Here is a 20,631-nt window from a genome sequence, read left to right as displayed (position 1 = left end):
AGGGTGTGTCTTCCCGGGCTCAGTCGCAGAGGATTTCGGTCAGGCGCTTCTCAGCCTGATAATCGCCCGCTACTCCAAGGCTCCGCTGATGTTGACGAAGCAACTCGGCAGTTCGGGAGGCCTCGTCGCGCCTGTTGAGCCGCAATTGCAGGCGAATGATCCGGAAGTATGTTTCCTCGGTATCCGGGTCGAGCTCGCGCGCACGCTCCAGGGCGGACAGCGCCTGTTCGTCGTCCTCTCCTGCCAGAAGCTCTGCCAGCTGAGCGAGAACGTCCGCCTGGGACCGGGTCAGCGGGTACCGCTGGTCCTCGATCCATTCCGCTGTCAGCCCTTCAGCGAGCCCGCCTGTGCATAGCCGAGCGGCATTCGAGAGAGTAGAGAGACGGTCTGCCGGCTCGGAAGCGGTTCTGATCTGCTCGAGCGCTGCCTCGTAATCCCAAAGATCGACGCTGATCAGCTTGGGATCAAGGCGGTAGATTGCCGAATCCTTGGTGGTCGAAGCGCTGATGAACGGAGCACGCTTCGCCTCTGCGCTCTTGTAATCAGTGGCGGTGACCAGCGCGCTCCGGAGGTGGCGAAGGGCATTGTGGATGTCCTTGCCGAGATCGTCGGGCCAAAGCGCGGTGGCAAGCTGATCGCGTGTCACGCCGGTCGGGTGCAGGGCGAGATACGTGAGTGTGTTCAGTTGCAGCCAGCTCAGAGATAGCGGCTCTGATTTGTCGCGAACGTGGACAGTGGGATGCCCAAGGATTCTTAGGCGGACGAGGGCCGGCCCCGGCCAGTCGAGTTGGCCGCTGTCAGTCTCGGATTCTGCTTCACCGTCAACTTGCTCCGGGACTGCGGCGAGCTGCTGTACGTGAGCCGCAGCCTCCTCCGCCGTGATGTGGAACAGTTGCGCTTCCTCGAAAGGGACGGACCCGCGACCTTCAGCGTTATCCACAACATGTGCACAGCTGACTTCGCAGGTGATTCCACCTGGCCAGGGGCCCAGGAACATGGCTCCGACTCCTGCGCTCCGGGCCGATGTCAGGGGTGCCGTTACGTGTTCGTAGACCTCGTCGTCGAGTTCGGTGATGAGAAGCATGGCTGGCAGCGCTTCCCCCGGATCGTTCTCGCGCAGTTCCCCGACACCGGAAGATTCGCGCTCGAGCACCATTCTCCTGCGCATGAAGAACGTCTCCTCGAAATACCGCAGCGCATCCTCATGTGAGGTGGCGAACGATAGCCCCGGCAGTCCCGCAGCGATCCGGTTGAGGTCGGCCTCGGGAAGCGAGAGGAGCTCTTCCGCCAAGGTCGTACAGATGATGATCTCGATGCGGTGGTTGCTCGACTGGCGAAGCAGATCGACGATCAGATACCGAATGACATCTCGTGCTCCTGGGCCGGTGAGGCCTATGCCAGGACCTTCGAGGTCCAGGTGAATCGGAGAGCCGTCTGAGCCCTGTCCTACGTGGACATGTTCGGGGACATCGATGGAGTATTCCTGCCGTAGCAGCTCACCATCAGACGGGATTGGCTCTTCCCGTTCGATGAAGGTCTGGCGGTGGGCACGGCGAAGCTCCCTGACGGCTGCTGGGGGTTCGGGCTCAGGAGTGATGGACACCGGTTCTGCGGATGTGGGTGGGATTCGACGGCGGCGTCGGTGAAGACGGCCGGCGATGAAGGCGGTGCTGATCCCGGCCACGTACGCCAGGGCCACCATCGAGCCTGATGGGAGCTGTATGGCCTCATCCGCTCTACGCTCCGGGGAGGACTGCGCGCTTGACGGCAGGGAAGCCCTGGATGGGGCAGGGCTCGGGGCGGTGGTGTGCGGTCTTTCGGCTGTTGAAGGCGTGAGGGAGACTTTGGGGTGATTAACGGGGAGGCGAAGTTTCCAGCCAGGGTGAACCAGCCCGGGACTCGTGAAGGTCTGTCCGTGCGGTTGTCGTGATTGGGCGTTGAGCTTCCAGATTTTCGGCCATCGTCGAGGCGTCCCGAGCTCTTTGTCGGCGATCTCCCAGAGAGAGTCGCCCTTCTTCACCTGATAGATCCGCTCCTCGTCCGGGGGATCGACGGCGGCCTGTCCGAGGGGATGCAGAGGTGCCATGGAAACCACGGGTGGCGGTGCTGCGGCGTTCCCCACGCCGGGGGCCAGGACAGCCAGCGAAGCAGAGGCCACCAGGTACGCGGCCAGCCGCTGCATCCCACGAAGGCCTGGGAGCCGAGGGACGATGCGTCGGCCCCGTACCCTGGCGATGATCTCGGTGATAACGGAGAAAGAGAACGTGGCCCAGGCGCCCCAGGCGACGACCTCCAGGGCTCCGACGAAAAGAGTGCCGTCGTCTGGCGCGGCCAGCATGTCGGCGATCTGTTTCAGGCTGGGCAAGTGATCGGGAAGTGGGAGCCCCGCGACCCTGTAGAACAGGATAGGAAACCCGATCACCGCTGCGAGCAGAACGGCGGATGCCGCCAGCGCGCGCAAGATGCGGAGTACCATCATCGGTTCGGCCCTTCTACTCCGGCTACGAGATCAGCGTCCGCGTGAGCGGTCATCGATACCGACGACACACCCACGAGAGACAGCAGCCACGTCTTTCTGGTCACGGTGACGGTGACGCGCACGGAGGTCGGACCGGAGATGGCGACACGGCCCCGGTGACCGCTGCTGGACAGGTGCGCTTGGGCGGCGCGCAGCGCTGCCCCTCGGTCGATGACAAGCTGGTCACCGCGATAGGTGGCGGCACGGTCGATCTGCCCTGCTCCAGCCCGGGCAGCCTCCTCGGCGATACCGACGGCCTCCCATCCAGCACGCAGCTTGTTGCCGACGTCGACAACCAGCCCGATGAAGAGCAGAAGCACAGTGATGAAGATGAGGGCGTACGGGGTGATCGAGCCCCGCTCGGGGTCTTGGGCGGCCACCCTTGGCATGCCTCACCTGCCTCTTCCGCGGTAGGGGTCCAATGGGCTTATGGAGGTGGCGTGCCGCTTGAGCTGTCCCGGTAGCCCGGGAAAGGCGAGATCCGCCAGAGGCACGGTGCACGAAACCGTCGCTGACACATCGGCCGGGACGCCGACCGGGCGGCCGAAGCCTTTCGTGTTCACCTCCACTGTGACCGCCGTGCAATTGACGCCTTGACTCATCAGGGATGCGCGGGCGCTGGTTGCGGCGTTGCTACTCGCCGCGCTGGCCGTACGAGCAATGGAAGCCTGGCGGGCGGCATCGCGAGCTGCGGCCTCGACGGCGGCTCCGGCCACCGTGATCCTGCCGACGGCAACACCGAACAGGATGAGCAGCACGATGGCCGTGATGGCGAGGATGGCTTCGACGGTAACGCTGCCCTGCTCGTTCATGTCGTCCGCCGAGGAGTGGTGAAGCGCTCGACGGGTCCGGCGGCTTCCTCGCTGATCTCGATTGAGGGCAGGAAGGGCACCAGGGACAGGGATCGCCCACGTACGGTGATCCGGACAGTGGTAGAGGTGCCGGTGCTGGCCGCGCTGATCGAGGTCAGGAAGCCGCTGGCGGTCCGCTCGGCGTACCGCTTGGCCACGCTCGCACCCGAGCTGTGGGAGGCGCCGTACGCCCGTGCCGCACGGACGCCTTGCTGCGCTGCGGCGAGTGCAACCGACTGGGCGAAGAACAGCAGGCACACCTGCATGCACGCGAGGATGGCGAGCATGACGACGGGCAGGGCGATCACTGCCTCGGCAGTGACGCTGCCACGATCGGCGCGAGAGATGTGCACCTAATCACCTGCACTTAGAGGTTGATCGTGTTCGCCTTATCGATGATCTTGGCGGTCACGATGCCCATGACGGTGATCGCGACCAGGGCCAGCGCGGCGATGATGATCATGGCTTCGGCCGACATGGCACCCTTCTCGGGGTCCTTACGGGCACGTTCGAGGCGGTCCAAGAGGAGGGCTTTCCAGTAGGTGGCAGCCTCGGTCGGAAGGAGCTTGAGCATGGTCGCTTCCTTTCAGCTCATGATGCGGTAGATGGCGGGGAAACAGACGAGCACCAGGAAGCCGAAGATCGACACACCGATCGCGATGGGCATTTCGCCCGTACGGCTGTTGGCTTGGGCGCGGGCGTCGGCCAACGCGGCGGTACGCATGGACTGGGCCTTGGCCAGCAGCGTGGCCATCACTCGGGTTCCTTCGGAGCCGGCGTCTTCAGCGATGTCGGCCAACTCGGTCAGCTGGGATATGCCGACTCGTTCGCCGAGCGTGGCCAGGCCACGCCAGGGCTGTTCGCCGGAGCGCTTGGCCTGCTGAAGTACCTGGGCGATCAGGCCGAACACCCATCCGGTGCAGATGTCCACAGGGGCTTGCAGAGCCTGGGGAGGACCTGCGCCCGCTGCGCGTTCCAGAGCGACCATGTCGAGGTACGTCGCCAGAGCAGCACGGAATTCGCGGCGGCGTTCTTGGGCCTGGCGGCGGGCGCTGACGTCGGGGATCAGGGCGAACAGTACGGCGAGCACCACGCTGGCACCTGCCGGGATAGCCCAAGGCAGAGGGAGTCCCGCAAGCGCGCACAGCAGGCTGAGTGGCACCGGGAACAGCAGCCCGATAAGCAGGAAGCTGACGCGTTGAACGGTGAAGCGGTCCGTGCTTATGCCCAGCAGCGCCAGGTCGTTGCGCGGGATCGGCAATTGGGCCAATCGTCGCCTGAGCCAGTCGCCGCGCGCCGGGGCAGGGCGTCCATCGAGGCGGGCGAGTGCGGCCCGTAGCCGAGGCGGGCCGGGCATCAGCTCGTGCATCACGATCAGCAGGCCGAGGGTGATCAGCGCTCCGGAGGCCATGGCCAGCACGCTCATGGCTTCCTTCCTGGGCCGTTGAGGAAGCGATGGCCGGGGGCGGCGGTCCCGAGCCGGTGCAGCCAGGCCAGCGTGGCAGCGTAGAACAGCATCACGACAGCCAGGACAACCTGACCGAGCGGCGTGCCGTAGGGGGCGACGTATGACTTCTGGAAGATGGCCAGAGCGCTGAAGAGCGCGAGAATGGCGATGATCCACCGCACGGTGGTGCGGTGTTCGGCGCGGGCGGCCTCTACCTCCCTGCGGTCAGAGACGTCCTTGGCCACCAGTTCGGCGAGTTGCTGGAGTACTGAGCTCGCGCCCCTGCCACGGCGGCGGGCGACCAGAATGAGCGCGGCGGCAATACGATCCCCGATGGGGTCGTCCAGTTCGTCGGCGAACAGACGTAGCGCTTCCTCGGTCGGCGTCCGACTGACACGGAGGCGGCGGGCCAGTGCCGCGACCGGAGCGCCGATGGCCGATGGCACGTTGCGGGCTGCACTGTGCTCGAGGGCTTGTTCCAAGGCCCGGCCGGCGACGAGCAGGTCCGCCAGCCGGCGGGTCCACAGCTCCAGGGCTTCCAGCCTGCGGATGCGCTCGGCAGCGGCACGGCCGGTCATCACCTTCGGCAGCGCGAACACCGCTGCCCCCGTCGCGACCGCAGCGACCGGCCAGCGGGTGAGCACATACACCGCGGTGGACACGCCGAGAGACAAGATGATCAGTCGGTAGTGGGCACGCGGCGTCTTCCTCACGTCTGCCCAGCGCGAGGGAGGGCGTACGGGTTGATCGTCGGAGGGGGCACGCAGGGCGGCGATGATGCCCAGCGCGCCACCCAAGATCATGGCGGTGCTGACTCCGCCCAGCAGCGCAGTGGTGTTCATCGTGTCCCCCACCGCGCCGCGAGCGGATCGAGCAGAGCCGGATCGAAGCCGGCAGCTCTGAGCTGGGGCAGGCACTGCGGGGTTATGTCGGGGACGGCGCGGCCGCCTGGGCCAGTGGGTCGGTAGACGTGGTTCCGGCTGGGCAGCTCGCTGTCGGCCGGAGGCAGGACCTCCAGGACCTCGGAGACGAATCGGGTGTTGGTCGTCGGATCCAGGCGCAGGTGGACGACGAGGTCGATGGTTTCTCCGGTGTTGAGGTGGATGACCGCCGGTGGGGTCTGAGCGCCGACGCCGCGCGTCCACAACATGACGATCCGGTTGAAGATCTCCTCCGTGCCGTCGGCGTGGATGGTGCACATGGAGCCGGGATGGCCGGTGTTCATGGCCTCGAACATCGGCACGACCTCATCCGCGCGCACCTCACCCACGATGATCCGCTTGATGTTCTTGCGTAGCGAGTGCGGGATCAGGTCGTTCAGCCCAATGGCTCCGGCGCCCTCGGAGTTGGCCTGGCGTGCCTGGAAGGCGATCACGTTCTGGTGGCGATGGGGGAGCCGGTCGAGGAAGAGCTCGTAGTCCGACTCCAGCGTGGCCAGCCGCTCGGCCGGGTCGACGACTGAGGCCAGCGCGCGCAGCAGCGTCGTCTTGCCCGCCGCGGTGCCACCGGTGATGACGATGTTCAACCGGGCCAGGACGGCGGCGCGCAGGAACGCGTGCAGGCTCCGGTTGATGGTGCCGAGCCGCAGGAGGTCATCCAAGGTGACGTCGACGAGACGATGACAACGGATGCTGGCGCACGGGCGGCGGGTGACCGACATGGTGGCGCTGAGCCGTACCCCCACGCCGTCGTCGCCGTCGCCTGGCCGCAGCGCGGTGTTGAGCAGCGGGCTGGCGGCGGAGAACTCGCGCGGGCTGTAGCTCTTGTGCAGAGCCCACATCTGGATCATCTTGATCAAGTCGTCGTCGCTGCCGGCGACGGTGGGCCCGCGCTTGCAGGTTCCGTTGTGGTAGGTGATCCACACCTGGTCGCATCCGTTGAGGTCGATGCTCTCGACTCGAGGATCTTCCAGGTATGGCGTCAGTACCCCCAGCTCGAAGCGCTCATCGATCACGGCGTCGACGAGACGGCGTTGCATGGCGAAGCTGACCGGACTACCCGCGGCGACCTGGTCCTGCGCCCAGCGCTGGACCCTCGCCTGGATGACCTGCCGTGCCTCTTCCCGGTCCTCGGTGTCCTTGAGGTCGTCCGAGACCGCAGCCGTGATGGCAAGTACAGCGTTGCGAAACTCCCGGCCGTTGTCCTGCGGTGGCTGCATCTGAGGGGCGACGGTTGCCGCCGACGGCGGCCATGAGCTGGTCATAGGGCCACCACGTCCTTGGCCCTCATGACAGAGCCGAGTTGTCGAGTGCTGCGTATCAGCGCGGATCGGTGAAACGACTTCTTGGCGCGGTTGCCATCAGAGAGCACGGCGGCAGACTTCGGATCGTGGGGTATCCACGCCAGAACGGGCAGGTCGAACAGCGCTTTGCTGACCTCTTTGAATGTGTACGGGCCGCTGCCGACCACGCATAGTCCGGCCGCTACATCGCTCCCGACCTGACGCCCCAGCGCATCCAGACGAGGGCGAGCCTGGGAGACGTGTCGCAGCGTCGGGCGCACCAGCATGACCACTCGATCACACGCCGCGATCAGGCTTATCGGGGTGTCGTATCGGCCGACCTGCCCCACGTCGACCACCACGTCCACCGTACCCTGTGCTGCTTTGAGAACCCCTGCGATGGTGTCCCACGCGCCGTCGAGCTGCACCAGATGCCGAGGATCCCGGAGACCGGGAAGCAGCAGCCAGTTCCGCGCGGTCTGATCGAGCGCAATGACGTACCGCCACAAGATTGCCGGGTCGGGGTCATGCGCGGCCGCGAGCGCCAGCTCCAGCAAGCCACCCTCGTGGTTCTCCATGCTCCCCGCCAGGAATCCGCGCAGGACATCGCCACCCTGGGGATCGCATTCCGCCAGCAGCGCCCGCCCTTCCCACGCGTAGGTGAGGGCCAGGGCGGTCGTGGTGACGCCGGGGGATCCGCCGGGGCTCATCAGCGCGTACATCGCCATTCACGGGCTCCTCGGGTTGAGCGCCACGGCGACCTGCCCGTCGGCGGCCAGCGCGGCCAGCCTGGGACCGTCGCTCCTGCTCACCAGGACGTCGACCACCATGAGCCCGTCGTTGTCCGGCCCCTTGGCCTGGTCCACCACGGCCTCGATGCCGGCGGAGGGCTGCTTGACGGCAGGCACGGCCTGGCCCTCTGGCCGCAGTACGACGAGGAGCCGATCGCCCGGATACAACCCACGAGCCGGAAGGCGACTCGGCTTGACCGCGATCGGAATGAGCTGCTGATCTCCTTGCGGCGTCACCTGGTCGGTGACCATGCGGGGCTGTACGAGCATGCCGCGCATCAAATCGGCGGCCGCTCGCATGCCGATCATCCGCCGCAGATCCTCACCTCGGACCGTCGCGACGGTCTGGTCCACACCCACCATGGCGGTGGTCACGTCGTCGGCAGTTATCGGTTGTCCGAGTGCCACGTCGCGCGTCACCACCAAGACCGACTCACGATGGCTCATCTGGTTCACCGTGTGAAAGGCCAGCGCCGCCCCGCCGGCGACCACGAGCGCGCCCAACACCAATGCGCTGCGGCTACGTTGACGGGGCTGTCGCAGCAACTTGGGCACCTGAGCCGGCGGCACCTCACCGTTGACCTGGTGCGGTGCGTCGGGATGAGCCTTGCGAGCCATTCACGAACCCTTTCCGACAAGCGCCGGGGCTTCCCCGACCCGCAGCGGGAACGTCGCAGAAGTGGTGATCGGCGCGAGAGCGCCCCCGGTGCCGCCCGATCCTGTCCACCTGGCCGCCCAGGCCATCGACACGGTCACCTGGTATCGCGATCCGGGAAGTCCCGCACTGGACTGCGTGAACACGTGGGTGCAGTCGATGTTCTGGTCATCCGGGGACTTCGCCTGGTTGTACGGCACGCCAGGTCCCGAGCAAGTGAAGGTCGCCTGGCCTGTCCCTGGCCGGATGGTCAGCTTGGCCGGTGTCGCGGTGACCTCGGCCCATACTGGTCCAGCGGTGGCCTTCTTGCTGATCGCGTGCCATTGGCCGGGCTCGGCCCAGAAGAACTGCCGCAGGCCCACGTACCCGTTCCTGCTCCGGGGCGGAGCGGTGACGATCTTGGGAGCCGGTGGTGTGAGCAGTCGTAGTGCCTGCCGCATGAGCATCTCAGGGGTAACCGCAGCAGCACCCGGATCTCCGGGCGTGACGGCGTTGAAGATGTTCTGCTGGCCGGCAGGCCCTTTGGCGCACTCAACGTAGCTGGTCTGCCCTGGCCCGGCGATGCTGTGGCAATCGCTGAAGGTGCTGCCCCCGCGAGCGCTGGCACCTTTGGCGAAGCCTCCCGGTCCGGCTTCCCAGTGGATGCCATAGGTGACCCAGTCCCCGCCCATACGGGTCGCTCCGTTGTCTCCTGTCGGCGGTCCGGCCAGCAGGATCAGCGCGCTCAGCGTGACGGCGACTTGCATGTCGTCCCTTTCATGCTCAGCCCTGTCAGTCGCCACCGCCCGTCCTCGGAACGTTCCAAAGCCGCTGTGACAGTCGTTGTGGTCTTGGCGTCCGCAGTCTCGGGGATCAGCTTGTGAGTACGGCGATCAGCCATGGCGGCCCCGGACATCTCCAAGCAATCGGTGACTTCGGCGTACTTGCCGCCAACGCGCACCTCCTTGATACGGGGGACGGCTTGGCCGTACGGCTCCCGCCCCTGCTTGACCATGTTCCGGACGCCGTCGACGAGGTGGTCCAGGTAGCCGCCCTTCACATACGGCTTCAGCAGTTCCCGCGCCTTCTCGGGTGACGATCTGCCGGCCTCGGCAAGGACTGACCAGTAGGCCGAGTACGTCTCCACGATCACGTCATGCGGCCCGGTCGGGGACGGTTTGGGAGTCGGCGCAGCGGTCGTGGCGCGTGGCGGCAATGTCGACGGAGTCGCCGCTTGGCACCCTGCAATCGCGATTGGCGCGAGCAGGAGCGCCATGGCACGACCACGAATCACCACAACCATTCGCATCTTGACTCCAAGCAATTACTCGAACGCGAAGAGTAGCGTATGGTTGAGCAAAGCCGTGATCAAGGCTCCGGGCAGCACATTCTCTGGAACATGACCAACTTTCGCTCTACCGGAGGAAGGACTGGAGCGGATTCGCTCCACATTGGCTGTCCTGCGGCCGAATCGATGGTCATTGTTCCTAAATGGGCCCTGTGCGGCAGCCGGTGGAGGACGACAATCAAAGACGGCGAGGGCACGCAAGGTGATGACCATGGACTGGCCGGCACGCATCCGGGATGAGCGTCAGGCGCGTGACTGGGACGTGCACAGCACCGCCCGGCGCCTACGGGAGGCTGCCGGAGACGAGTCCCTCCCCGATCACGATTCGCTCGTCCGTGCCATCCGCCGCTGGGAGTCCGGCAAGGTCGCCACGATGACCGAGCGCTACCGGCTGCTGTACGGCCGCATCTTCTCCCGTGATGTGAGAATGCTGTTCGGCTCCCGTGAGAACAATCAGGAAGAAGACACTTCGCGGGAAGAGGAAGAACCCACGAACCGACGTGACGCACTCAAACTGGGCCTGGCAGCCACGCTCGGTCAGGTGCTGGGTGAGGCTGCCGACGAGGCGTTGGAGTTCACCCGCCGCGCTAACACCTCCGCCGTCGGCCGCGGCACCCTGGACCACCTCCACACCGCGGTCTGTGACATCGCAGGTAGCTACTTGCGGCGCTCCCCGGCGGCCCTGTTCCCTGTGGCCCGTCTGTATCGGCGCAGGGTGGACCAGCTCATCGCGGGCCCCCACACCCTTAAGGAGCAGCGGGAGCTGTTCGTTTACGCCGGGTGGTTGTCGGAGATCCTCGCTTGGCTCGCCCACGACCTGGGCGACCCCATGACCGGCGAGGCGTACGCCATCGATTGCTTCGAGCATGCCGACCAGGCGGGACATGACGAGCTGTGCGCCTGGGCGGCCGACGCGATGGCCTCCATTGCCCTGCACGCCGATCAACCATCACGTGCCATCTCGGGCGCGCTACGCGGCCTCGATCGCGTGCCCACCGGCCACCCGCTGGCGGTACGGCTGCACGCCCAGGCATCCCGCGGCCATGCCCGGCTCGGCAACCGCGACGACTTCCAAGACAGCTACCAACAGGCCAACGACCTGTGGAACGCCCTGCCGGCCCGCACTCCGACCCGGCCGGACGGCATCGACACGGGGCCTCTGGCCGCCTACGCGATGACCACCTACACCGCTTCGTCCTACCTCTGGCTCGGCGATTACGAACAGGCACGTCACCATGCCGAACGTGCAGTGCGGGCCCACGAGGCGACACCGGCCGACCAGCGCTCGCTCAGCCGCGAAGCGATCGCCCGCCTGGACCTGGGCATCGCGCTGGCACACCTCGGCGCTCTCGACGAGGCGGTCGCGCACGGGGTGCGTGCACTTGGGTCACCTCGGATGGTCACTTCGGTACACGCGCGGGCGGTTGACCTGGATACCGTCCTTGTCGCGAAGTATCCCGGAACCGGCCAGGCCGCGGAGTTTCAGGCGGCTCTGGTCGCGACGCGGGTAGGAACGACACCATGAGCGAGCCTGACGCCGCCCCCGCCCGGCGCGAACTCCGTATCCGTAAGCCGTACTTCGATTTGATCGCCTCAGGGGTCAAAACCGTGGAGGTGCGGGTCGCGTACGCCAGGATGCACAAGATCCAGCCCGGCCAGGACCTCGACTTCGTCTGCGGTGAAGAGCGGTTGCCGGCGCAGGTCGTCCGGGTGGCACGGTACACCTCCTTCGAGGAGATGCTGGAGAACGAGGACCCGATTGCAATCGGCGGCGACCTCGGCAAGAACCCCCAGGAACTGCTCGCGGTCATCCGGAGCATCTACCCACCGGAGAAGGAGCGCCTTGGCGTCCTCGCCATCGGCGTGCAGAGATCTACCCCTTAACCCCGCAGATCGGCATGATCAAGCTGTTCCGCATTCGTGGGGAGCGCTGGACGGCCAGTCCTGCCTGGGAGCTTCTCTGTCCGTGTGAGGACAAGGGCAGGTCGAGGTCGTGTCCGTGAGTGTCCGGCATTGCCATCCTCCCGTCCGGGAGCAGGGCCGCTTTGCTGGACGAGATGCTTTCACCATTGCGCGAACCCACACCCTGCCTCCTTCCCACGTCGAGTGAAGGATTGATAACTCTATGTAGCGAGATCTGCCGCTTTGCCGTCATTCGAGCCGCCGGAAACGCGCGGTGAGCAGCATGTACTCGGAGATCGGCAAGCGGGTGACGATCGCAGACGCGTTCCACAGTCATTGGCAAACCCGCGCATACAAGGATCAGCTCGTCGGACGTGAGGGCGTGATCGTCGCAGTGCTGCGCGATGGGAACGTCGCCTTGGTGGAGCTGGCCGAGGATGGGCTGCCCTTCCCCGCAGGAGTGCGCCGATGGTCCTTCCGCTGGGATGACCTCCACGTAGAGAGTGCGGCGACCGGGCCCGACCGACTTGCCATCAAATACAGGGCAGGCTTCACCTGGAAGAGGCGGCAAGCCGTCCAGCACGCAGTGCCGTCAGGGAAAGAGATCGCCTTGTGTGGAAAGAATGCTCGCCCGCTGCCGATCTGCGGGTGGTCACTGACCTTCTCACCCACCGTGGACAGGGCATGCCCGATCTGCGTCCAGTTGGCGGAAGCTGCTGCTCAGCGCGGTGACACCGGAGACGTCCTTGCTTCTTAGAGCCACGAGGGCAGGGTGTCCGGAGAGGGCTGGACAGGCCTTGTGTGGGTAGCGTCCTGAATATGGGCGACATCGGCCCCGCCTGGAAGATCGTGTACGACGGCTTCGATCTCAGTCGAGAGGGACTGAGGGAGGCGTTGTGCACGCTCGGCAACGGCAGGTTCGCCATGTCGCTCGTCATGGTCGCCACCCTCGGGCTCGGGGACATCGTGCCTGTCGCAGGCTGGCTCCGCGTGGTCTCGCCCCTGGAAGCTCTCATCGGCTTCGTCCTGCTGACGGCCACCGTCTCCTGGGTGCTGGAGATCTATCCGACGCTGACCCGCCGGCGGGTGCTCGCGATCCGGTTGGCGTTGCTGCACCGCTCGGACCCGTCCATGCGGCAGCTCGACTGCGCTGCGGGTGCGTCATTGCTGGGAAGCCTGGCCACCGAGGTGGTGCGTGTCCGTATCGACTTCACCCAGTACGCGGAGGCCTACTACTTCCATGACGGTGAGGACCACTCGTCCCTGGCGGCCACGATCGGCTATGCCACTCGCCTCGCCCAGCGCGGGCAGGCAGCCCGACGGGCAGATGTGCGCCTGACGGCCGACCTGCTCGCCGGTGCGTTGGAAGACCTCGCCGCCATCCTTGACCAGCGTTTCCTCCACACGAATGGATCACCTGCGGAGGTATTCGCCGCGTACGCGGCCGATCACGGCCGCGCCCTCACCGGGGCCTGAGCGCCCTGCCCGTCCATTTGGCCTGCCCTCGGTGCCTCGCGAGGCAGTCAACAGGGCGAACGTTGCCTGATGCGGCACATCGCCGTCGGCCGGGACCGTAACGATCAGCGGGTTTATCTGGTTACCCAGATGTTCGGCATCGGCGGTGCGCCGCAAGGCGACGGGCATCATTGTGGCGAACTCCTCCACCGACTCCTGCCGGGCACCGCGATCATCATCTGAAGCGAGCACTCACCCAAGCAGGCCAGGTGAACGACCGTACGAGGACCCTCATCGAGGTGCGGAACGGCAGAGTGACGTTGTTCGGATATACGTCGACGTGGGCCGATGCGATCGCGCCCGTGCACCTGGCCCAAGGGCTCGGCAGTGTCCCCGGTGTCGACGACGACCTCGCCTGGAAGCGGGATGATCTGCTCGGGCGCCTGATCTGGGACCGGTCCTGAGCGAGTGAGGAAGCGCTCCGAGCGCGGGTCGAGACCTTGTCGCCGAACCACGTGCTTCCGCGTCTCAGATGGCGTTCAGACCATGATCGCGAAACTGGGCGCGCACGCGGTCTCGCAGCGCGTCGTCCGGCGGTGCGACTCCGGCTAGGGGGAAGCGCAGGCCGAGCCGCTCGTACTTGCCAGTGGCCATGCGGTGGAAGGGCAGGACGTCGACCCGCTCGACGTTGCCGAGCCCGGCCACGAAGCGGGCCAGACCGGCAACGTTCTCCGTATCGTCCGTCAGCCCGGGGACCAGCACGAAGCGCACCCATACGGATCGGCCCAGTTCGGCCAGTCGCCGCGCGAAGCGGAGAGTTGGCTCGACGGGCCCACCGGTGAGGCGCCGATAGGTGGCCGGATCGTAGGACTTGATGTCGAGCAGCACCAGGTCGGTGGCGGCCAGCATGGCGTCGGTGGCGCGCGCCCCAAGCAGCCCCGAGGTGTCCAGAGCGGTGTGCAGACCGCTGTCGTGGCAGCGGTGCAGCAGCTCGGCGGTGAAGTGGGGCTGGAGCAGCGGCTCGCCGCCGCTGATCGTCATCCCGCCACCGGCGACGGAGATGAAGCGCCGGTACTTGCCGATCTCGGCCATGATCTCGTCGGTGCTGGTCCGGTGGCCGTCGCGCATCCGCCAGGTCTCGGGGTTCTGGCAGTACAGGCAGCGCAGCGCGCAGCCGCTGGTGAAGACCACGAAGCGGGTGCCGGGACCGTCCACCCCGACGGACAGGTCCCAGGAGCTGATGATGCCGTCCACATTCACAGCGAGCCGTGGAAGGTGCGGTTGATGACGTCGCGCTGCTGGTCGGGGGTAAGGCGGACGAAGTTGACCGCGTAGCCGGAGACACGGATGGTCAGCTGCGGGTAGCGGTCGGGATGCTCCATGGCGTCCAGAAGGACAGCGCGGGTGAGCACGTTGACGTTCATGTGGAAGCCGGCGGCATCGAAATACCCGTCCAGCACGCCCACCAGGTTGTCCACCCGCTCATCCGGGGTGCGGCCGAGGCCGTCCGGGGTGACGGTGTTGGTCAGGGAGATGCCGTCGAGGGCGTGGTCGTAGGGGAGCTTGGCGACCGACAGGGCGGAGGCGATCACGCCGTGGCGGTCGCGGCCGTTCATCGGGTTGGCGCCGGGAGCGAACGGCTCGCCGGCGCGGCGGCCGTCGGGGGTGTTGCCGGTGTGCTTGCCGTACACGACGTTGGAGGTGATGGTGAGCACGGACTGGGTGTGTTCGGCGTCGCGGTAGGCGGGGTGCCGGCGGATCTTGTCCATGAACGAGCGGACGAGGTGGACGGCGATGGCGTCGGCGCGGTCGTCGTTGTTGCCGTAGGCCGGGTAGTCGCCCTCGATCTCGTAGTCGACCGCGAGGCCGGTGTGGTCGCGGACGACCTTGACGCGGGCGTGCTTGATGGCCGACAGGCTGTCGGCGGCGACGGAGAGGCCGGCGATGCCGCAGGCCAGGGTGCGTTTGACCGGGTAGTCGTGCAGAGCCATCTCGAGGCGTTCGTAGGCGTACTTGTCGTGCATGTAGTGGATGATGTTGAGCGCGTTGACGTAGGTCCGAGCGAGCCAGTCCATCATCCGGTCGAAGGCCGCCATGACCTCCTCGTAGTCGAGGACATCGCCGGTCACCGGCGGGTACGCGGGGCCGATTTGGGCGCCGGTGACTTCGTCGCGGCCGCCGTTGACGGCGTACAGGAGGGTCTTGGCGAGGTTGACGCGGGCGCCGAAGAACTGCATCTGCTTGCCCACCGGAGCGGCCGACACGCAGCAGGCGATGGCGGTGTCGTCGCCGAAACGGGGACGCATGAGATCGTCGCTCTCGTACTGCAGGGAGCTGGTCTCGATCGACAGGGCGGCGCAGAAGCGTTTGAACGGCTCCGGCAGTCGTGGAGACCAGAAGACGGTCAGGTTCGGCTCCGGGGCGGGGCCGAGGTTGCGCAGTGTCTGCAGGTAGCGGTAGCTCGTGCGAGTGACGAGAGGGCGACCGTCAGCGCCGATGCCGCCGATGGACTCGGTCACCCAGGTGGGGTCGCCGGAGAACAGCTGGTCGTATTCGGGAGTGCGCAGGAACCGGACGATCCGCAGTTTGATCACGAAGTCGTCGACGAGTTCCTGCGCGTCCTGTTCGGTGAGCCTGCCCTCGGCCAGATCACGCTCCAAGTAGATGTCCAGGAAGGTCGAGGTGCGACCGAGCGACATGGCGGCGCCGTTCTGCTCCTTGATCGCGGCCAGGTAGGCGAAGTAGAGCCACTGGATCGCCTCGCGGGCAGTGGTGGCCGGGCGGGAGACGTCGTAGCCGTAGGAGGCGGCCATGCGCTTGAGCTCCTCTAGCGCGCGCAACTGTTCCGACAACTCCTCGCGGTCGCGGATCACCGCGTCGGTCGCGGGCTCGTCGTTCAGGGAGCGCAGCTCGGCGTGCTTGGCGTCGACCAGCCGGTCGACGCCGTAGAGGGGCACGCGTCGGTAGTCGCCGATGATGCGGCCGCGGCCGTAGGCGTCGGGCAGGCCGGTGATGACGCCGGAGCGGCGCGCGGCCAGGATCTCGGGGGTGTAGGCGTCGAACACCCCGTCGTTGTGGGTCTTGCGGTATTTGGTGAAGATCTCCTTCACCAGTGGGTCGAGCTTGTAACCGTAGGCGCCAAGGCCATTCTCTACCATGCGCAGCCCGCCCGCGGGCATGATGGCCCGCTTCAGCGGCGCGTCGGTCTGCAGTCCCACGATCAGCTCTCGGTCCCGGTCGATGTAGCCCGGGCCGTGTGAGGTGATCGATGAGGGCGTCGACGTGTCGACGTCGTAGATACCGCGCTCACGCTCCTCGGGGAACAGCGCCGACACCGCTGCCCACACCGCCCGCGTGCGCTCCGTCGGTTCTGTCAGGAATCTCGCGTCGCCCTCGTAGGGTGTGTAGTTGGCCTGGATGAACGCGCGCACATTGATTGTCGAGCGCCAGTCCGCTCCGTGGAAGCCGCGCCATGCTCCGATCTCGACCGCGGTGACCGTCATCGTCCCTCCTCGGTGATTACCCGATCTCACTCTCGTTGGCCGAGTTCGGGATCACATCGGTCGAAGGTCACCGTCGTATGGGCCCAACGTCCCCTCGGCTCGCGTTTGATGGTGTTGGTCATGCGGCGTTCCGTGATGAGCGCACCTGTGCTGGTCGGGCTATCCCCGCCCGATCTGCACAGCCATGGCCACACCCATTCGGGTGTGGCCATGGCTGGTGATCTACGCGTCGGTCAGGCGCGTGACAGGACCACCTTGAGTGCTCCGGTCGACTGCGGGGCGGCGAACGTCTCGTAGGCGGCGGTCATGTCATGCAGGGCGAAGCGGTGGGTGATGAAGCCACTGGGGTCCAGCCGTCCGTTGGCGATCATGTCCAGCAGGGTCGGCGTGGAGTAGGTGTCGACCAGGCCGGTCGTGATGGTCAGGTTGCGGATCCACAGGTCCTCCAGATGGAGGGTGGCCGGTTCGCCGTGTACACCTACGTTGGCCACATGACCACCGGGGCGCACCAGGCGGGTGCAGAGCCCGAAGGTCTCCGGGATGCCGACCGCCTCGATCGCGACATCGGCGCCGAGCCCACCCGTCAGCTCGGTGATCGCCGCAATGGGGTCGTCACCGGCGCCGACGACGACGTCCGCGCCGAGCCGTTTGGCGGCTTCCAGCCGTGCCGGGGCGAGATCGACGGCGATGATGTGGCTGGGCGTGAACAGCTGGGCGGTGGTGATGGCGGCCAGGCCGATCGGCCCGGCGCCGACGACCGCGACCGTGTCGCCCGGCCGCACCCTCCCGTTGAGGACACCCACCTCATAAGCGGTGGGCAGGATGTCGGCCAGCATGAGCGCCGCTTCATCGGTGACGCCCTCGGGCAGCAGGTGGGTGGAGGTGTCGGCGAACGGCACGCGCACGTACTCGGCCTGGGTGCCGTTGACGCGGTGGCCGAGGATCCACCCGCCGCCGCCCAGGCACTGGCCGAACATGCCGGTGCGGCAGTAGCGGCACCGCCCGCACGCCGAGATGCACGACACCAGGACGCGGTCTCCTGGTTTGACGGTGGTGACCGAGCTTCCGGTCGCGGTCACGGTGCCGACCGCCTCGTGGCCGAGTACCGTGCCCGGCCGCACGGCGGGCACATCGCCCTTCAGGATGTGCAGGTCGGTGCCGCAGATGGTGACCGCGTCCACTTGTACGATCGCGTCCGTCGCTTCGACCAGCTGCGGATCGGGAGCCTCTTCCCATGAACGCTGACCCGGCCCGTGATAGATGAGTGCCTTCATCGTGCCTCCTCGTCGGCTTTCCTCTCCCACGCTCGTCAGTAATGGGTCGAGTCGGGCAGGGCCAAAGGTCCCGCACAAGGTGCTTTTGGTCTCGCGGGCCGTCACAGCCTGCGAGGCCGGTCACGGTGCGCCCAGCAGGCGCCATGCCGCCACCTCGGATGTGACCTAAGCCACATTCGCTAGAGGGCGTTCGCCTCAGGCGTGGCTCGACGACCGGAGAGAAGGTGAGGTCACTGGAAAGCATGAGCGAGTGAAGGTGATCGAAATGGCCGTTCTTCTAGGTACGCCGCGCGTCGCAAGCGATCCGCTGAGCGAGACGTATTTCGTACAAGCCGCTGGTGTGTTAGACGTTCACCGAGCCGACGACACGCAGGCCTGTGTCTCTTGCGCTGGCGCCTGGCCTTGCGCGCCCGCTCTGGCCGCGGCCTTCATGCTCGACCTCCACACCTCCTGATGGTCTGCAAGGACCCGCGCGCCCATGCGTACAAGCGGTCGGCCGTTCCCCTTCGGGACACGCATTCGCCGACAGCGATCCGTGCCGACTGAGGACCAACGGCATCCTCGCTGGGGACTTTGGCCCCCGGCACACAGGGTCCGCTCTCGCGAAGGTGGAAGCGAGATACGACTCGAGGATGGGAGGCGTGATGGTCAGTCACATCGTGGTCGGCGTGGACGGGTCCGCACCGGCGACCGCGGCATTGGAATGGGCCGCCGCCGACGCACAGCGGCGCGGGCTGGACTTACGGATCGTGCACGTGTGCGAGCAACTGCCGCACAGCGACGGGATCGAGTCCTGCACCGGGGTGCTGGAGGCCGCCGCCGACCGGGCGCGGTGGCTCACCAGCGAGGTCAAGGTGGCGACGAAGCCGCTCCGCGGAAACGTGATCGGGAATCTCATCGCACAATCGGAGTCGGCGGACAGCATGGTGCTGGGCAGCAGAGGGCTTGGCGGATTCGCCGGGATGATGGCCGGCTCGGTCGGCCTGGCCGTGGCCGGGCACGCCGCCGGACCTGTCGTCATCGTCCGCGATCCCGCCGTGGAACGCTACGACACGGTCGTGGTCGGCTATGACGGCTCGGACCATTCGGAGGCCGCGATGGCCTACGCCGTGGAGCAGGCTCGGGCTCGCAAAGCGCTGCTGCACGTCCTCTTCGCCTGGCAGGTGCCGATGTTCTCGCCGTACGCCGTCACGTACAACAGCCTGATCGAAACCGCCATGCAGGAGGAGATGCGCGCCGCTCGTCAGAGGGTCGAGCCCTGGCGGACCCGCAACCCCGACGTCGACATCAGCGACGAGCAGCGATGCGCGCATCCTGTCACCGCGCTGATCGAGGCGGCACGGTCGGCGGATCTGGTCGTGGTCGGCTCGCGCGGCATGGGAGGTCTCGCCTCGGCCGTCCTGGGTTCGGTCAGCCAAGGGGTGTTGAACCACGTGACCTGCCCCGTCGCGATCGTACGACCGTCCGTCAAGGAGACGCCGTGAGTGCTGAGTCGCTGACCGCAGAGCAGGTGATGAGCCGCATTCTGGTGGCCGTCAGACCGGACGAGTCGCCGCTGATGGCCTGGGAGTTGATGCGCCGTGCCGACGTCCACCACCTGCCGGTCGTCGACGGCACGCGAGTGCTGGGCATCCTTACTCGCGAACAGCTGGCGGCCTCCTGGTCGGGTGGACCGCAGGAGCAGTCCAGCCGCCACGTTCGGGCGTTGCTGGGTCGCGAGCGCAAGCCGTTGGTCCGGCCGGACACCCCGCTGGCTCGAGTCGCGGCCATCATGATCGACGTCGCTTGCGATGCCGTGCCGGTGCTGTCGGACGACGGGCTGATCGGCATGGTGACGGCTCGTGACGTGCTGGCGGCGGCCGCCGGACGGGCCAGGCCCGCCGACGAGCCCGGCCAAGTGCTCACTGGGATGTTCCACCTCAAACCTGTCCTACCCCACGACAACCGATGAGGAGGCGCGTGATGGACGCGCTGGTCGTCTACGAATCCATGTACGGCAACACCAAGCAGATCGCCGAAGCGGTGGCCGCAGGGCTGGCTTCCCGGGTGCGGGCTGAGGTCGTCGAGGTCGGCTCGGCGCCTGCTCAGGTGGGGCCGGAGGTCGGGCTGCTCGTGGTGGGTGGGCCGACGCACGCCTTCTCCATGAGCCGAGCCTCCACCCGCCAGTCCGCCGCCCAGCAGGCCACGCAGCCGTTGATCTCCAAGGGGAACGGTGTGCGGGAATGGCTGGCCACGCTCCGCACGTCGTCGGCCGCGCTCGGCTCCGCCGTCTTCGACACCCGCATCGCCAAGCCGCGCATGCCCGGTTCGGCCGCGCGCGGCATTGCCAAGCGGCTGCGCCGTCTCGGGATCGGCGCAGTGGCGCCGGCGCAGAGTTTCTACGTCACCGGCGGTCAGGGACCGCTGGTGGAAGGCGAACTGGAGCGGGCCAGGCAGTGGGGTGAGAACCTCGCCGCCTCGTTCCCTGCCATGGCCCCATGATGTGGGCCTGCACAGCGCGAATCGGCGCCCGGCGGCTTATTCCGCCGGGCGCCTTTCGGTGTCGTCGCCTTGGCACAGGTGTGTGGGTTGGGGACATAGTCGCGGCGATCGTGCCCCAGCCGCGATGAGCGTGGCTCCGATCGTCATCGGTTGCCCTGTTGTGGTTATGGCGAATGCTCTCGGGCGCAGGGACCAATAGCACTGGC

The 20,631-nt window shown here is 66.8% G+C and carries 24 protein-coding genes; 9 read left to right on the top strand and 15 right to left on the bottom strand.

The window, feature by feature from the left end:
• Window positions 1-19: 19 nt before the first annotated feature.
• The 12 genes from ACIHFD_RS57380 to ACIHFD_RS57325 all read right to left on the bottom strand — a co-directional run bounded on the left by ACIHFD_RS57380 (window position 20) and on the right by ACIHFD_RS57325 (window position 9,609).
• Window positions 20-2,479, bottom strand: a complete 2,460-nt coding sequence (locus ACIHFD_RS57380) for a hypothetical protein (RefSeq protein ID WP_397374113.1) — start codon at window positions 2,477-2,479, stop codon at window positions 20-22.
• Window positions 2,476-2,898, bottom strand: a complete 423-nt coding sequence (locus ACIHFD_RS57375; protein ID WP_397374112.1) for a pilus assembly protein TadG-related protein — start codon at window positions 2,896-2,898, stop codon at window positions 2,476-2,478. Before ACIHFD_RS57375 ends, ACIHFD_RS57380 begins: the two co-directional genes overlap by 4 nt.
• Window positions 2,899-2,910: 12 nt before the next feature.
• On the bottom strand, window positions 2,911-3,330 hold the full coding sequence (locus ACIHFD_RS57370) for a TadE/TadG family type IV pilus assembly protein (RefSeq protein WP_397374111.1): 420 nt from the start codon (window positions 3,328-3,330) through the stop codon (window positions 2,911-2,913).
• Window positions 3,327-3,722 (bottom strand): TadE family protein, encoded by a 396-nt coding sequence (locus tag ACIHFD_RS57365; protein WP_397374110.1) that lies wholly within the window; start codon window positions 3,720-3,722, stop codon window positions 3,327-3,329. Before ACIHFD_RS57365 ends, ACIHFD_RS57370 begins: the two co-directional genes overlap by 4 nt.
• A 14-nt stretch (window positions 3,723-3,736) precedes the next feature.
• Complete coding sequence (locus tag ACIHFD_RS57360) at window positions 3,737-3,943, bottom strand: hypothetical protein (protein WP_397374109.1); 207 nt, start codon at window positions 3,941-3,943, stop codon at window positions 3,737-3,739.
• 12 nt (window positions 3,944-3,955) lie between these two features.
• The gene (locus tag ACIHFD_RS57355) at window positions 3,956-4,795 is read right to left on the bottom strand and encodes a hypothetical protein (protein WP_397374108.1); all 840 of its coding nucleotides are present in this window, start codon (window positions 4,793-4,795) and stop codon (window positions 3,956-3,958) included.
• Window positions 4,792-5,658, bottom strand: coding sequence for a type II secretion system F family protein (locus ACIHFD_RS57350; RefSeq protein ID WP_397374107.1), 867 nt, complete (start codon window positions 5,656-5,658; stop codon window positions 4,792-4,794). The genes ACIHFD_RS57355 and ACIHFD_RS57350 overlap by 4 nt, the downstream gene beginning before the upstream one ends.
• Complete coding sequence (locus tag ACIHFD_RS57345; protein ID WP_397374106.1) at window positions 5,655-7,019, bottom strand: CpaF family protein; 1,365 nt, start codon at window positions 7,017-7,019, stop codon at window positions 5,655-5,657. The genes ACIHFD_RS57350 and ACIHFD_RS57345 overlap by 4 nt, the downstream gene beginning before the upstream one ends.
• Window positions 7,016-7,765, bottom strand: a complete 750-nt coding sequence (locus ACIHFD_RS57340) for a hypothetical protein (RefSeq protein ID WP_397374105.1) — start codon at window positions 7,763-7,765, stop codon at window positions 7,016-7,018. Before ACIHFD_RS57340 ends, ACIHFD_RS57345 begins: the two co-directional genes overlap by 4 nt.
• Entirely contained in the window at window positions 7,766-8,275 is a 510-nt protein-coding gene (locus ACIHFD_RS57335; RefSeq protein ID WP_397374104.1) for an SAF domain-containing protein, read from the bottom strand.
• A 171-nt stretch (window positions 8,276-8,446) separates the two neighbouring features.
• Entirely contained in the window at window positions 8,447-9,229 is a 783-nt protein-coding gene (locus ACIHFD_RS57330; RefSeq protein ID WP_397374103.1) for a hypothetical protein, read from the bottom strand.
• On the bottom strand, window positions 9,208-9,609 hold the full coding sequence (locus tag ACIHFD_RS57325) for a hypothetical protein (protein ID WP_397374102.1): 402 nt from the start codon (window positions 9,607-9,609) through the stop codon (window positions 9,208-9,210). The genes ACIHFD_RS57330 and ACIHFD_RS57325 overlap by 22 nt, the downstream gene beginning before the upstream one ends.
• 412 nt (window positions 9,610-10,021) lie before the next feature.
• Between ACIHFD_RS57325 and ACIHFD_RS57320 the strand changes: the two genes are divergently transcribed.
• From ACIHFD_RS57320 to ACIHFD_RS57295, 6 genes are all read left to right on the top strand, one after another.
• Window positions 10,022-11,335 (top strand): tetratricopeptide repeat protein, encoded by a 1,314-nt coding sequence (locus tag ACIHFD_RS57320; protein ID WP_397374101.1) that lies wholly within the window; start codon window positions 10,022-10,024, stop codon window positions 11,333-11,335.
• On the top strand, window positions 11,332-11,694 hold the full coding sequence (locus tag ACIHFD_RS57315; protein ID WP_397374100.1) for an ASCH domain-containing protein: 363 nt from the start codon (window positions 11,332-11,334) through the stop codon (window positions 11,692-11,694). The genes ACIHFD_RS57320 and ACIHFD_RS57315 overlap by 4 nt, the downstream gene beginning before the upstream one ends.
• 301 nt (window positions 11,695-11,995) lie before the next feature.
• Window positions 11,996-12,469: a hypothetical protein gene (locus tag ACIHFD_RS57310; RefSeq protein ID WP_397374099.1), complete on the top strand. Its 474-nt coding sequence runs from the start codon at window positions 11,996-11,998 to the stop codon at window positions 12,467-12,469.
• Between the two features lie 62 nt (window positions 12,470-12,531).
• A complete protein-coding gene (locus ACIHFD_RS57305) occupies window positions 12,532-13,188 on the top strand; it encodes an ion channel (protein ID WP_397374098.1) in 657 nt (218 codons plus the stop codon).
• Window positions 13,189-13,257: 69 nt separating this feature from the next.
• Window positions 13,258-13,410 carry a hypothetical protein gene (locus tag ACIHFD_RS57300; protein ID WP_397374097.1) on the top strand — a complete coding sequence of 51 codons (153 nt, stop codon included), beginning with the start codon at window positions 13,258-13,260 and terminating at the stop codon, window positions 13,408-13,410.
• Window positions 13,411-13,436: 26 nt separating this feature from the next.
• Window positions 13,437-13,631 carry a BON domain-containing protein gene (locus ACIHFD_RS57295; protein ID WP_397374096.1) on the top strand — a complete coding sequence of 65 codons (195 nt, stop codon included), beginning with the start codon at window positions 13,437-13,439 and terminating at the stop codon, window positions 13,629-13,631.
• Between the two features lie 64 nt (window positions 13,632-13,695).
• Here the strand turns inward: ACIHFD_RS57295 and pflA are convergent, their stop codons facing one another.
• The 3 genes from pflA to ACIHFD_RS57280 all read right to left on the bottom strand — a co-directional run bounded on the left by pflA (window position 13,696) and on the right by ACIHFD_RS57280 (window position 17,944).
• Entirely contained in the window at window positions 13,696-14,421 is a 726-nt protein-coding gene (gene pflA, locus ACIHFD_RS57290) for a pyruvate formate-lyase-activating protein (protein ID WP_397374095.1), read from the bottom strand.
• 2 nt (window positions 14,422-14,423) lie between these two features.
• Complete coding sequence (gene pflB, locus ACIHFD_RS57285) at window positions 14,424-16,670, bottom strand: formate C-acetyltransferase (protein ID WP_397374093.1); 2,247 nt, start codon at window positions 16,668-16,670, stop codon at window positions 14,424-14,426.
• A 233-nt stretch (window positions 16,671-16,903) separates the two neighbouring features.
• Window positions 16,904-17,944: a zinc-dependent alcohol dehydrogenase family protein gene (locus tag ACIHFD_RS57280; RefSeq protein WP_397374092.1), complete on the bottom strand. Its 1,041-nt coding sequence runs from the start codon at window positions 17,942-17,944 to the stop codon at window positions 16,904-16,906.
• 644 nt (window positions 17,945-18,588) lie between these two features.
• On the opposite strand from ACIHFD_RS57280, the gene ACIHFD_RS57275 reads away from it, so the two are divergent.
• Genes ACIHFD_RS57275 through ACIHFD_RS57265 form a run of 3 tightly spaced genes read left to right on the top strand, consistent with a single transcriptional unit; the run spans window position 18,589 to window position 20,425 of the window.
• On the top strand, window positions 18,589-19,428 hold the full coding sequence (locus ACIHFD_RS57275) for a universal stress protein (protein WP_397374125.1): 840 nt from the start codon (window positions 18,589-18,591) through the stop codon (window positions 19,426-19,428).
• Complete coding sequence (locus ACIHFD_RS57270) at window positions 19,425-19,895, top strand: HPP family protein (protein WP_397374091.1); 471 nt, start codon at window positions 19,425-19,427, stop codon at window positions 19,893-19,895. Before ACIHFD_RS57275 ends, ACIHFD_RS57270 begins: the two co-directional genes overlap by 4 nt.
• Window positions 19,896-19,906: 11 nt before the next feature.
• On the top strand, window positions 19,907-20,425 hold the full coding sequence (locus ACIHFD_RS57265; protein ID WP_397374090.1) for a flavodoxin family protein: 519 nt from the start codon (window positions 19,907-19,909) through the stop codon (window positions 20,423-20,425).
• The last annotated feature ends 206 nt before the right edge of the window (window positions 20,426-20,631 follow it).

Source organism: Nonomuraea sp. NPDC051941 (assembly GCF_044593615.1).
The sequence above is the reverse complement of the archived record's forward strand: the minus strand, read 5'-3'. Positions and strand labels throughout refer to the sequence as shown.